The sequence below is a fragment of the Planctomycetia bacterium genome, from assembly GCA_016795155.1.
Lineage (GTDB): Bacteria > Planctomycetota > Planctomycetia > Gemmatales > HRBIN36 > JAEUIE01.
Map to the genome: position 1 here is coordinate 145,434 of JAEUIE010000036.1, position 13,427 is coordinate 158,860.

At 53.6% G+C, this 13,427-nt stretch carries 6 protein-coding genes; 4 read left to right on the forward strand and 2 right to left on the reverse strand.

What is annotated here, in order from left to right; genetic code table 11:
• Window positions 1-58 precede the first annotated feature (58 nt).
• The 3 genes from lysA (at window position 59) to JNJ77_14220 (ending at window position 5,392) form a co-directional block, all read left to right on the forward strand.
• Window positions 59-1,342, forward strand: coding sequence for a diaminopimelate decarboxylase (lysA, locus tag JNJ77_14210; GenBank protein MBL8823738.1), 1,284 nt, complete (start codon window positions 59-61; stop codon window positions 1,340-1,342).
• 70 nt (window positions 1,343-1,412) lie between these two features.
• Window positions 1,413-3,698, forward strand: a complete 2,286-nt coding sequence (locus tag JNJ77_14215) for a hypothetical protein (GenBank protein ID MBL8823739.1) — start codon at window positions 1,413-1,415, stop codon at window positions 3,696-3,698.
• A gap of 158 nt (window positions 3,699-3,856) precedes the next feature.
• Complete coding sequence (locus tag JNJ77_14220) at window positions 3,857-5,392, forward strand: hypothetical protein (GenBank protein MBL8823740.1); 1,536 nt, start codon at window positions 3,857-3,859, stop codon at window positions 5,390-5,392.
• A gap of 93 nt (window positions 5,393-5,485) precedes the next feature.
• On the opposite strand, the gene JNJ77_14225 is transcribed toward JNJ77_14220, so the two are convergent.
• On the reverse strand, window positions 5,486-6,091 hold the full coding sequence (locus tag JNJ77_14225) for a hypothetical protein (protein ID MBL8823741.1): 606 nt from the start codon (window positions 6,089-6,091) through the stop codon (window positions 5,486-5,488).
• Between the two features lie 82 nt (window positions 6,092-6,173).
• Window positions 6,174-11,756, reverse strand: a complete 5,583-nt coding sequence (locus JNJ77_14230; protein ID MBL8823742.1) for a neutral/alkaline non-lysosomal ceramidase N-terminal domain-containing protein — start codon at window positions 11,754-11,756, stop codon at window positions 6,174-6,176.
• A 149-nt stretch (window positions 11,757-11,905) separates the two neighbouring features.
• Between JNJ77_14230 and xylA the strand changes: the two genes are divergently transcribed.
• Window positions 11,906-13,219 carry a xylose isomerase gene (xylA, locus tag JNJ77_14235; protein MBL8823743.1) on the forward strand — a complete coding sequence of 438 codons (1,314 nt, stop codon included), beginning with the start codon at window positions 11,906-11,908 and terminating at the stop codon, window positions 13,217-13,219.
• Window positions 13,220-13,427: the final 208 nt, after the last annotated feature.

Consider the following 13,427-nt stretch of genomic DNA (forward strand, 5'->3'; position numbering starts at 1 on the left):
GGGATGAACCTTAGGGTGTTATGATGGAGAAGTGAGCGCGCGGGAGTCCCACGAGCCGATGGATCATTTCGCATACCGGCAGCATGCCTTGTTCTGTGAAGAGGTACCCGTTCAGCATTTGGCTGAAACGTATGGGACGCCGCTTTGGATCTACAGTCAGGCAACGTTCGTTCACCATCTGAAGGCACTACAGTCTGCCTTTGAAGAAGTCAAACCACTGATCTGTTACAGCGTAAAAACTAACGGCAACACGCACCTGTGCCGGTTGATGCATGAACATGGTTCCGGTTTCGATGTCACCAGTGCAGGGGAGTTGTTTCGTGCACTGCAGGCTGGCGGCACGGGCGACAAGATCGTCTTTGCCGGGGCAGGCAAAAGTGATGATGAAATCAAAATGGGCCTGGAAGCCAAAGTCCGCATGTTCAATGTGGAGAGCGAACCAGAACTGGAAGCCATCAATCGGGTAGCGACGAAACTCAACACCACTACTCAGATTGCCTTACGGGTAAATCCCGATGTCGATCCGCTCACGCATCCTGAAACCTCAACAGGAATGTTTGGCACCAAATTCGGTGTGCCTTGGGATCAGGTAGAACGCATTGCACAATCGCTGTTGAATCATCCACGCATCAAGCTGGTGGGACTGCATTTCCATCTGGGTTCTCCCATTCTGAGCACCAAGCCCTACGAAGATGCCTTGGAACGAGCCGTACCATTACTGTTGAAACTGAGAGAGCAGGGGCACCCGATCAGCACCATTAACTGTGGCGGTGGGTTTGGCATCAATTACAAGAAAAACGAAGCATTGCCCGCCACCGCATTTGCCAAAGTCATTATCCCGGCAGTGAAACGTGCCAAGGTACAACTCGCACTGGAACCAGGCCGCTTCATTGCAGGCAATGCAGGTGTTCTGGTAAGTAAAGTCATCTACCCCAAAATCTCGGCTGGCAAACGCTTCATCATTCAAGACGCCGCGATGAATGATCTCATTCGGCCACGGCTGTATGGTTCGTTCCATCGCATCTGGCCGGTGAATCCACCAGCTGCCTGTCCAGCGCCACCAGCTGATTTTGAAGCTGCCATTGAAAACACGAATCCCACCGATGTCGTGGGGCCTGTCTGCGAAACGGGCGATTACCTGGCACGGGAACGCCAATTGCCTGAACTGAAAACAGGCGATCTGCTGGCGACTTTCAGTGCCGGGGCTTACGGCATGGTGATGAGTTCCAATTACAACGGCCGTCTGCGGGCTGCTGAAGTGCTGGTCAGTGGTGCCAGCCATCGGCTAATACGTCGGCGGGAAACGCTGGATGATCTCATCCGGTGTGAAAAAGAAGTGTGAGACAAAGGAAGGCTGTCACAGAGCAGTCCTTCGGCCAGCCAGGGTCAATCCTGGAAAAGAGGAGTTAGCGATGCATCCAATGAATAACATTCGCTCCTGGCTTGCTGCCGGTGTGGTAGCCATCAGTATCAGTGGCGGCCTGCCTGCTCAGGATTTCACCGTTCCCTACAACAAAACGCCGGAGACCGTCCAGGAATTCTGGGCTGCCGCCAAGTATGATCTGAGCCTGGGCAACCATGCTCGCGCTGCCCAGATGCTCGGCAACTACTTCGACAAGGTGATGGCTTTCGGCCCCGAAGAGCAGAAGAAGTACTTCCTCAATCTTTACGATGCAGAAGGCATTTCACCCTTGCTCAGGCTTTCCACCATTCCTTCTGTCAAAGCAGTGATGCGGAAAGACCCCGTTTCTGGTAATGATCGTCCTGCAGTCGATATCCTGATTGCCCGCATGACGAAGTTTATCGAAGAACGACTCAGTGATCCCGAACGTATCCGATTCTTCGTCGGCCAGCTCAACAAACGGCCTGAAGAACGCGCTTACGCTATCGCTCAATTGCGTGCCAGTGGCGCCCGTTCGATTCCTGCCATGTTGGATGTTCTGCGCGATCCCGCACAGCAGGCTATGCATGGCTCCATCTTCAATGCACTGCTGAAAATGGATAAGGACATCGGGCCACCGTTGCTGGCTGCACTGGATACCAAGAGTGATTTTGTCAAAGGCACGATTATCGATGTCTTTGCCCAGCGTGCTGATACACGCATCGTGCCCGATCTTTATTACATGAGTCAAGCTGCTGATTCAACTGCAGGGCTTAAAGCCAAGGCAAGGGAATGGCTCATGCGATTCCTCAACAAGAAAGAAAGCGAACTGGGTGAACCTCGAAATGAACTGGTTGCGACCGCTGAACTCTATCACCAGCACCAGGTTGATCTGTCAGGGCAGAATCTCACTGTCTGGACGTGGAATGAACAGACAGGTCTGATGGGAACGCCTGCCACCGTTTCCCAGGTGGAAGAGGCTCGCGGCATCGCTTACGCCCGAAAGGCACTTGAACTCGATCCACGTTACCGTCCAGCACAGGTGGAACTCTTCTCCATCGCACTCGATAAGCTGTACGAAGCTGCTGGCCCAAACGTTGATGTCGCCAAGGCCAATGCAGGCTTGCAGGCTCTTCTGGCTGGCAGCCCTGCTGACCTGCTCGAAGAAGTGCTCTCCAAGGCTCTGCATGATCGCAAGACAAATGCCGCTCTTGGTGCCATCCGTGCACTGGCAGCACATGGCGATCCCAGTTTAATTAAATCGACCGAACGGGGCTCACCTGCATTGCTCCAGGCTCTGCGTTATCCTGACCGCCGTGTGCAGTTTGCAGCCGCTGAAGCTGCCTTGGCTGTGAATACCAATGGCGAACCGTTCGCAGGCAGCAGCCGGGTAGTTGATGTGCTTCGCCGGGCCGCTACAGGCAATGGCACTGCAAAAATTCTGGTTGGCTTAACCAATACGGATGATGCCACCCGTGTTGCTGATCAACTCCGTCTGAAGCAATACGACGTGCAGATCGTAGGTTCGGGCAGACACATTCTCCAGGAAGCCAGCCAGGATGGAAATGTTGCTCTGATCATTTCCGATGCAGCACTCCCTGAACCTGGATTCAGCTACTTCCTGACCCAGTACAAGAACCAGCCCGCTACCGCTGGTTTGCCGCTGATTCTGATTGCTGAAAAAGATCAGGCCCGATTGGCGAACTCTGCCTTGGGGCATCTGGGTAATGTCAAAATCCTTGAGCAGACACCACGTTCTGCTGAACTGCTGCAAGCTGAAATCGATAGCCTGATTGGTGAAAAATCCAAGCCCGCTTTCACCGATGCTGAACGTGCTGCCCAGGCCAAGGCAGCGGTAGACTATCTGGCTCGCATGGCTCGCAATGAACTATCAGGATTCGATATCAAATCAGCCGAAGCATCACTCATCAAGGCATTGAACAATGAAACACTGGCTGGCAGTGCTTCAGCAGCATTGGCATTTCGGCCTACCCGCGATGCTCAGCACGCACTGGCCAATTCGGTGATCAGCGACAAAATCGCACCTGCTGCTCGTGCTCAGGTTGCTGCTGCTCTACGGGCAAACCTGCAACGCTTTGGTAGTCAATTGACTAAGGATCAGGCCAATACCATCATTGCCCTGGCCTCAGCATCATCTGATGCAGCACTACGTGAACAGGCTGACCTGGTGGCTTCCATTCTGCGAGGTGATGCATCCGTCATCGGCAACAGGCTGAAAGGCTATGTACCAGGCATCACTCCGCCACCAGTCAAAGTGGAGCCAGGCAAGGTAGAGCCTGCCAAAGAAGGCAACTGATTATCCATTGAATTGAACTCAACCCCGAAACATGCCGTTTTCAGGCTGTTTCGGGGTTTTTGTATGTTGATCGTCGAACGAAAGTGCGCAAGCTCTTATCCACCGTGCGTATAATGAGACATAGTTGCCGCCTCGATCATGCATCTGGGAGTCATGGTATGTTGTTGCGCATGCCTGCTATGCTTGGCCTGTTGGTTGTGCTATCTCTTGGACATTCGGCATGGGCACAAAGACCCGACGATGTGCTCAACAAACTACCCGATTGGGCCAACGCTCTCGTGGTGGTTGATTATCGTGGCATACTGGCGAGCCCGCTCGCTCAAAAAGAAGGATGGGAAAAGCTCCCCGCTGCCGATACGCTCGGCACATCTCTGCCATACCTGAAAAATACTCACACAGCCTGGCTGGCGGCACATCTGGAACCAGGAACGCTTCGCAGTCAGAACGATCTGGTGATCATCCGTGGCGGGCCGTTTCCCGCCGTGAAAGAACTGGTGAAGCTGGAAAATGGAATGGAAGAGCAGATCGGCTCGGTTCCCGCTATCCTTACTGCCCGCAATGCCTATATCCTGGCGCTCAGCGATTCCGAAGTGGCAGTGAACAGCCCCGCAAATCGGCAGAATTCTGCACGCTGGCTGCAGTTCAGCAGGAACAATCAGTCTCCCGTTATTGCCGATTACCTGCAGCAGGCCGCTGCATCCCTCAAAGATGGCTATCACATCATCATCAGCATTGATCTGCATGATGCCATTGATCCGCATCTGGTCAGGCGTTTCCTTGCTCAGTCGACGTTGCTCAAAGACAAGAAAGTCAATATCGATGCCCTGGTCAGAGTGCTCACCAGTTCGCGTGGTATCCGCATTGGCGTCCGGTTTGATCAGACCATCAAGGCCACGCTCGCCGGTGATTTTTCCGAGAACATCAGCGAAGTTTCCAAAGTGCTGCCGGGCCTGGTGCTGAGTGCCCTGGAGGAAATGGGCGGCGAACTGGAGGAATTTCCTGCAGCTTCCGCTGCGATTGAAAACAAGTCATTTCTCATTACCAGTACGCTATCCACCCAGGCGTTACGCAAGGTCATGCGGCTGGTAACGCCTTTCAGCGGTGCCGTGCTCGCTCCTCGCGATGTGCCTATCAAAGGCCCCGATCAACTCGTGCAGAACAGCCAGAAGTATTTCAAGCAGATGCGTGACCTGGCCAATGAAGCAAACTCCATCGCCGAAAGACGCAACGACATGATCCTGGCGGCCCAGCGGTACGACAAGGCGGCACGACTGATTGACCAACTCCCCGTGGGTGGAGTAGACGAAGAATTGGTTGCATTTTCCAACACGATGAGTTCCAGGCTGCGGGCCATTGCAGATGCGCTGCGCTCAGCGATTCTCGAAGCCAATGCCGTGGAAGGTGGCAAACGCAAAAACGTCCAGGTCATTCCCGGAACCTACATGGGTTTTACCCTGGGCCCGTGGAATCCCGATAACCCCGGCGACCCCTTTTCACCCGGCGGACTCTGGTACAGGCCAATGTTCACCCCACCTACGGTTAACGTGCAGACCAATTATCCAGAAATCTATGCCAGGCAGTTGGAAGTGCTGGCCGTAGGCGCCAAGAAACGCCTCGAACTCTGGCGACAACTCAGCGACGAAACCGCCAACATGCGCAAGAAATTGTCGATCAAGCACAATGTGGATTTTTGATTTTTGGAACCTGTCGAAAACTGTGGCAGGGTTATTCGGTACCCCGAATGACCCTGTAGACATGCAGAATGGTCGCGTATTTGGACTACTTGTTCACGGAATCTTACGACACTTTTGTAATTGTCGAAAAGTTAATTGAGTGGAAGACAACTTACGTTTGCAAATTATGTCAGGTTTGAGAATCGCGTTGCGCCTTGCCCAGAATTCAAGAGATGCGAATGGGTAAGATAACCTTGAGAATGTTCCAATGTTGACCCCATCCGTCACATCAATCGCCACATGGACTACAGTAAGCAGAATGGTATTCGGGTGTTGATACACTTTGGCATTTAATTTGTCGAAGCTTCCTATGGCTCTCTTCGTTTCCAGAAATTGTTCCGCATGTGCTTTGTCATATAAGCCTGAATCATGAAATGCATACATACTGACATCAGTCATTACTGCTCCTGCATTGATTAAAAAATACACGACGCAGAAGCAGTGGTATGTATCAGATTGCACGATGGCATCATAATAATGAACATCGTTGAATATGATCGTCGTTGCCTTCCTGTAAACAGCAATCCGATAGTTTGGCGTGATTTTCTTAAGGCACATCTGATAGAGGTTCTCTTTTTTCGTTTCAGTAATTTGCACAGTATCAAAATCTGCCAACAAGGCGTTGTTCATGGCATCGATTGGGATTAACAGATTGACCATGATTATTTCGCACAACGTTTTTTGTGTTCTAAGGCAGATAATCCTTGCATCATCAAGTGGATAGGTCTGTGTGCCACATTCATCACTGCATCAGTTTCCTCACTCGTTCACGTATGCCCTCAGGCCACTGTACCGACTGCTTCCGCAACTGCTGCTTCAACTTATCATTGAAGTCGCTAGGTTTCACGGTTCCCGCATCTGTCTGCTTGAGCACCAGTTCAAACCGTTGCGGGCTGCGCATCATGCCGATCAGGGCCAGTTCCCGGTTTTCTCCCTTTAAATGGGAAAAAGCCTGAGCGATCAGTTCTTCTGCTTCAGCAGTAGGAACGTCAACCAAGCCACTTACGGCGCCCATCTGCATTTCATCATTGCCTCCCGCAGGCAGATACTTTTTCAAGTTCCGTATCGCCAGTTCCGGCTTATCCAGGGCAATAATACGCAGGGCATCGTAGCGTGTGCCAGTATGCACCTTTTCGTTGTGTGCCATGACATGTGATTCCTTCAACACCCATCGCCAGCGTGCCTGTCTATCGGGCGAATCGATCAGTTTTTTCAACTGTTCATGAGGCCACAAATCAACCAGGCCGTGTCCGTTGATGACTCCACCGCCAATGACGACTGCCTGCCAGTCACGCAGTTTGTCTCCTTCTTTAGGCATCGCCATATCCATGATGCGCTGCACGATAGCGAAATCATTTTTCTTCGCTGCTGCGATGGCAACACGCCAGATCCACGGAATGCGTCGGTATTCTTCCTTCAAATCATCAGGCATATCCTTCGTCATGGCAACCAGCAGTTCAGGAGCCAGCGACAGGTTATCCTCAATCGTCTTTTGCCGATCTTTATCTGATAGCTTGTCGTTCAAAATCTGCTGGGCAATCGCATTCACGTCTGGTTTCTCCCGCGAAGTTCCTTCCGCCAGGTTCAGTCGATGTTCGGCTGGTGCAATATAAACGGTGCGCAAATCCATCAGGGCGCCTTTGAGAGGCCCAGCCGGTCGCAGCTTCACCCGCTGTACGCCCGCCTGAAGTTCAATAGCCAGGGCAACACGCACCCGCAGGTACGATGACCAGCCTCCCGTGCCAGCCACTTCATGGTTCACCGTCGTGCTGCCTATTTCCAGCACATAGGGATTGCCCGCATTGTCGTTGGCACAGGCCCAGTCGAAGTAGACATCGTATTCGCCTTTGACAGGCACATCAATTGTCCACGAGACGTAGTCCTTGGCATCATGCCAGTAGCCGATGTTCTGATAGTCTTTTTCGAACGTGATATCCTTGCCGTAGATTTCCGCCTGCTCCGCTTTCAAAGTGTGAACACTATTGACCGGTAGAATCACCCCGGCTGGCGTGTTGCCTGCCAGCACCTTGTAATTGGCCCGCAGGCTGGCCAGGTAGGCAATCAAGTCGCTCATCGCCGCGGGGTTGATTTCCTTTTCCAGCCCCTCGGGCATGAGCGATTTGCCACTCGCTTTGATTTCTTCAATCTCCGAACGGAGCAGCGTTTCCTGCCTGCCTTCCTTGCCTTTGAGCGTGATGGCATTGCCCGATTCACTGCTCAACAGACCGGTGATGGTGCGTCCTTCCTTGGTGACGCAGACATATTCCACATATCGATTGTCAAGGTTCTTGTTAGGATCGAGAATTTCCTGCAGAAGGAATTCGTGCGTTCGATTGGCGAGTGCCGTCAAGTCCGGGCCAACCGCATGCCCCTGTTCGCCCAGTTGATGACATACTGAACAGGTCTTGGTGAATACTTCTTTGCCGTGCTGAACATTTCCCTTCTTGCTGATCGCCTGGGAATACTCGGCAATCAGCCCGGCACGGTTGGACGAAACCTGACTGAAAAGTTGCTCTGCTTTCTGCCTGATGGCATCTTTCCGCGAGAGCAGCAACCGTTGCCTGCTGCTGGCATCTATCTGCGATACCGCGATCAGTTTCTTCTCGACAGCTTCCAGCAGATCCCTCTGCCATTCCTCCCGGCTCAACATCAAATCGACGAGTTGAGAGCGAATGGCTGGTGAAAAGACATGCCAGGAAACCAGCATCAGCATCATATTACCCGAATTCATATTTTTAGCCAGCACGGCAAACGCCGCCTGCTGTAATGCCGGGGTCTGATTCTGATGCAACAGTGAAAACAGCAGTGAACGGGATTCATTCAGATTATCATCCTTTTGACCTGATCCCATGATAATCGAAAGCGCCGCCAGTCGATCTGTTTCGGGAGTGGATTCATTCTTCACCAGCGCCCGTGCAGCACGATACATGGGTTGCAGCAGCGCCTGGTGTTCTTGACTGACCGTTGCTGCCTTCAATACGGGCAACGACGCGACGGCACGATATTGCCAGGTGGCATAGCCCTTGTCGCTTGGAACCGCGAGTCGCTTCAGCATGTTGTTGCCTGCGGTTTGCGGGTCTGCTGTGAGAGTTGCAATCAACTGCATCATCAGTTCCGGCGAAGCTTTGCCCTGATGCGCAGCCTGGATCATGGCTGTTAAGAAGGTATCGCCATGTTCAGGTCGCAAACTACTGAACACCGCTGCCCGCAGATAAGCATCGTCGGGATGCGTCAGCAGAATGGAAGCCAGTTGGTTACCGCCTTCACCCTTGAAGTGAGAACCGAGCGTCCAGGCCATCTGCATCAGAACAGGGACCGATTCCTTGCTCAACCGTTCATTTGTTACGCTATCCAGCAGCCCGTTTAATGCAGGCAATTTTTCCGCCAGCCGCCAGCCGGTTTTGCGTACTGCTTCATGGCTATCGGTAATGGCTGAGCGAATCATCCCGGCATCGAGCTTGCCTAGCAACGCCAGTGTTGAGAGCAACTGCACTTTTACCTCAGGTAATTTGGGCAGTTGCCATTCGAAGGAAGTTTTCATTTGCGAATCTGACTTGTTCCACAGCAGTTGCATCATCGCCAGGTCGCGCTGTGTACCATTCGGCGAATACAGTGCTCCAATCAACTGAGCTGTATCCATGCGATCAAACCGGGGAACAGCATGCGCTTTGCCGTTGGCTGGCTTGATACGGAAGATGCGGCCCATGGTGCTGCCCGCCCGCACATCGAGCTTTGCTAAATCTGCTGGCGGTATCCAGATCGGGTGCTCAATCACCAGGCGGTGCATGTCAACAATCCAGATGCAGCCGTCAGGTCCAGTTCGCATCTGTACCGGCCTGAACCAGTTGTCGATGCTACCCAGGAATTCAAAGTTAGGTTCATCAGCAGGACGTTGGCCGGTGAACGTAGCGCCCTGTTGTTGAAGCTGCAACCGATGTACGATCAGATTGACTGGTTCGCAGGTGAAAAGCTGCCCTTTAAGTGATTCGCCCAGCAAGGTATCGCGATAAACCCCCAGTCCGCATGCTGCCGTCGGCCAGCCCGGCGGGCCGGAGAGTTCAAACAGTTGCACTTGCGAACGCAACGGAAACAGACGGTTGGCGTTGTTGCCTGTGGGCAGAAAGATGCTGTTGGCAGGTGGTTTCACCGAAGCATTTCGCGACAGATAATGATCAGCAATCGGATAATGCCGGGCCAGCACCGTGTTATCGCAGCCGAACCAGTTGTCGAAATCATCGCGTACCCGGCCTTGCTGTGTTTGGCCAGTTGCAGGTTCCAGTTCGCCGGTATCGGGTTTGATTCGAAAATCGCGATTGCCCAGGGCATAGGTTTTGCCATTGAAACTCTTGATGTTGCCACCAAAGAGACCGCAGGAACCATAGACCCACCCATCGAGTCCATACTCCAAGCTGTTGACTCGTGCCTGGAAATTGTGCGTGCCGAACCCTGAATAGAGTTTCTTCACGACATCCGCTTTGCCATCGGAATCGGTATCTTCGGCATAAAGAATATCGGGAGCAGCACAAACCAACACACCCTTGCGCCAGGCAGTCACCCCAGTAGGGTAGGGGATGTTATCAAGGAACACAATGCCCTTGTCATACTTGCCATCGCCGTTGGTGTCTTCGAGTATGCGAATGCGTCCGCCTCCTTTTTTTGGTCTATTTTCGCGCTTCACGTACTCAACCTTTTGGAGCGATTCTTTGGGATTAACAATCTTTATTTCTTGTGATTCAGCCCCCGCCGGATAATCCCCCATCTCCGCTACCCATAGCCGCCCATCAACACCAAATGAAATGGCTACCGGATCAACCACCAGCGGCTCACAGGCCACCAACTCTACTGTGTACTTCGGGTCAACTTTAATTACCGCACCCGATTGTTGCGCAGACATCGGCCTGGTTCCCGCCAGCTTGGTTACATCATCATAAGGTGGCGAAAATGCAGGCAGCTGTTCTTTGACGGTTTTGATAATCTTGTCTTCCACTCCACTCGCAAGAGGCGACGACAGATTGTAATAAACCATCGCGCCGCCACCTTCATAACCGCCTTCTTTCAGAATGCGTTCACTAGGGATGTAGCAGGGCACGTGATTGGAATAGGCATTCACCCAAAGCCTTTGTGCGTGCAGTTCCTGCTTCAGACGCAAGGCATAGTCCACCACCACTTCACCAGGCAGGAACACCATCGCAAGATCGTTGCCAAAGCTCCACGTCTGCACCGAATAGGGAATCTCGGCAGGCAACTTCTCACCCTTGGCCAACCGTTCGAGACACATGCGAGCCTGATAGCCTACCGCATCATTCTTCTTGGCCCGTTCCTGCAAGGTCTGCTCGCTGGGCAAAGCACTCAAAGGCAGAGTGAACGTGTCATACTTGCTGACAATCTTTCCGGGGAGCGGCGCGAGGAAGCCGTTGAGCATCCGCTTCACTTCTGCTGCAACGAAGCCGCCCTGTTTTTCTGCGTATTCGATTTTGTCCTGCCGATCCGCCCGCTCCGGGTTGCTGTCGGCACCACAGCCAATGGATACCAGAGTGATGCAGCCTGGATTTTCTTCCTCCAGGAACTGTGCTGCATACCCCGCCCAGTCGCCGGTGATTTTGTTCAGCGACATGGTGGTGCAATGGCAAGCGTAATTCACCCAGATCGCCCGCAACTTCCCCGCCTCATCCCGCACCGCCATGACTGGCAGATCATGATCAACAGGCAGTTTTCCCCTCTCACCTCCGGGGAGAGGGGCCAGGGGTGAGGCGTTCGACCCATAAACCGACGGCGTCTGCAACGCAGCAGGCCGCCGATTACGGGCAAACCCGGCGAACCCAATGCCCCACGATAAGTGGGAATTCTGCCTGTTCTTCCACGCCTGTTCCGCAACCGTCAGCATCTTCTCCTGCAGTTCCTGAGTGAACTGGTCAATCCGTTTCTGATGGTCTTCAGGCACTGCCACCCCAAAAAGCGTTGTCAGGTAACCACCCACCATCGGTGCAGTGTGCGTATGCGTCACCGTTACCGCCAGCCTATCGCGTGGCAGCCCCAGTTTCTGTTTCAACTGCTCAGCAAACTTTTCCACAAACTCATGCGACAAACCGCACACATCTACCGCCAGCACCATCACCGGTTCCTTGTCGCCAATCACCATAGCCTTGGCATAGATCTTCTGAAGCACACCTTCCGATTCCGTGCGACGGAAACCATATCCCGACAATCGCACCGGATAACTCGGCGTAATGTCAACCTTGGCTACGCCAACAGGAACTGTAGCAGGCTGTGCCAGACTGATTTCGGGAAAGACAAAAACTAAAAACGACAACAACAGACAACGCATGGCTGGAATTCCAAACTGGTAGGATGCTGTACTGTATCAGAGTGAAATCAAAGTACAAGTTTTTCATATCCTACCTTTTTGACCCCTGCCCCCAGACCCCTCACCCCTATATCCTTCACCTAAACGAACAACCCCGAAGAGATCGAATCATGACCTACTTCCCCGAAGTTCCCACCAAAATCCAGTACGAAGGTCCCACGAGCAAGAACCCGCTCAGCTTCAAGCACTACAAGGCTGACGAAGTCGTTGACGGCAAGACCATGCACGACTGGTTCCGCTTCGCCGTCTCCTACTGGCACACCTTCAGAGGGCAGGGGGCTGATCCGTTCGGCCCAGGCTGTGCCGTGCGCCCCTGGGAAGATGGCACCGACAGCGTCGAGATGGCCCAGAAGCGCGTACGTGTCGCCTTCGAGTTCCTGCAAAAGCTCGGCGTCAGCTTCTACTGCTTCCACGACCGTGATGTCGCCCCCGAAGGCAAGAACCTCGCTGAGTGCAACAAAAACCTGGATGCCGTCGTCAAGGTGCTGAAGGAAGAACAGCAGCGCACCGGCATTAAGCTCCTCTGGGGCACCGCCAATCTTTTCAGCAACAAACGCTACGTCCACGGCGCTGCCACCAGCCCCAACGCCGACGCCTTCGCCTACGCCGCCGCCCAGGTGAAGAAGGCGATGGAAGTGACACACGACCTCGGCGGTTCCGGCTACACCTTCTGGGGCGGCCGCGAAGGGTACAGCAACCTCTACAACACCGACATGAAGCGGGAGTTGGACCACCTGGGTAGGTTTCTCAATCTAGCCGTCGACTACAAGAAAAAGATCGGCTTCACCGGCCAGTTCTACATCGAACCCAAGCCCAAGGAACCGACCGTCCACCAGTACGACTTCGACGCCGCCAGTTGCATCGCCTTCCTCAAGACCTACGGCCTCGATAAAGACTTCAAGCTCAACATCGAAACCAACCACGCCACCCTGGCCGGCCACACCATGTTCCACGAGATGCAGTACGCCAGCCAGTACGGCTTCTTAGGCAGCATCGACGCCAACCGCGGCGACCTGCTCCTCGGCTGGGACACCGACCAGTTCCCCACCGATATCTATCTGACCACCACCTGCATGCTAGTCGTCCTCCAACAAGGCGGCTTCGGCACCGGCGGCATCAACTTCGACGCCAAGGTCAGACGAGAAAGCTTCGAACCAGTAGATTTGTTCCACGCCCACATCGGCGGCATGGACGCCTTCGCACGAGGCCTCAAGATCGCAAGCCAGATGCGCAAAGACGGCGCCTTCTCCAAGTTCATCAAAGACCGCTACGCTTCCTGGGATGGTGGTATTGGTGCGACTATCGAGAAGGGTGCAGCCAAGTTCGAAGACCTGGAGAAGTACATGCTCGACAAGGGCGACGCCACCCCCAACACCAGCGGCCGCCAGGAGCATTTGGAGAATGTGTTTAATCAGTACCTGTAAGCAGGACAGCACCCACAAGCAGATGGCTTCAGGCCCAAAGGGCCGAGACAAGATAGCCCAGGGCGCTAGAGCTTTTTGCGTCATGCAACGTAAGTCCTTAATTGTCCGTGCCGTTTGAGTGCTGTAAGGACAAGTTTGGCTTGCACAAAACGATGGACGCGTCGGTGGCCGCGTACCCAGGCGGGGAGGCAGGTTAGTCCGCCTCCCC

Excerpts from the sequence above, each read along its gene's own strand:
- xylA (MBL8823743.1), top strand. The coding sequence starts at position 11,906 with ATGACCTACTTCCCCGAAGTTCCCACCAAAATCCAGTACGAAGGTCCC.
- JNJ77_14215 (MBL8823739.1), top strand. The coding sequence starts at position 1,413 with ATGCATCCAATGAATAACATTCGCTCCTGGCTTGCTGCCGGTGTGGTA.
- lysA (MBL8823738.1), top strand. The coding sequence starts at position 59 with ATGGATCATTTCGCATACCGGCAGCATGCCTTGTTCTGTGAAGAGGTA.
- JNJ77_14220 (MBL8823740.1), top strand. The coding sequence starts at position 3,857 with ATGTTGTTGCGCATGCCTGCTATGCTTGGCCTGTTGGTTGTGCTATCT.
- JNJ77_14225 (MBL8823741.1), bottom strand. The coding sequence starts at position 6,091 with ATGGTCAATCTGTTAATCCCAATCGATGCCATGAACAACGCCTTGTTG.
- JNJ77_14230 (MBL8823742.1), bottom strand. The coding sequence starts at position 11,756 with ATGCGTTGTCTGTTGTTGTCGTTTTTAGTTTTTGTCTTTCCCGAAATC.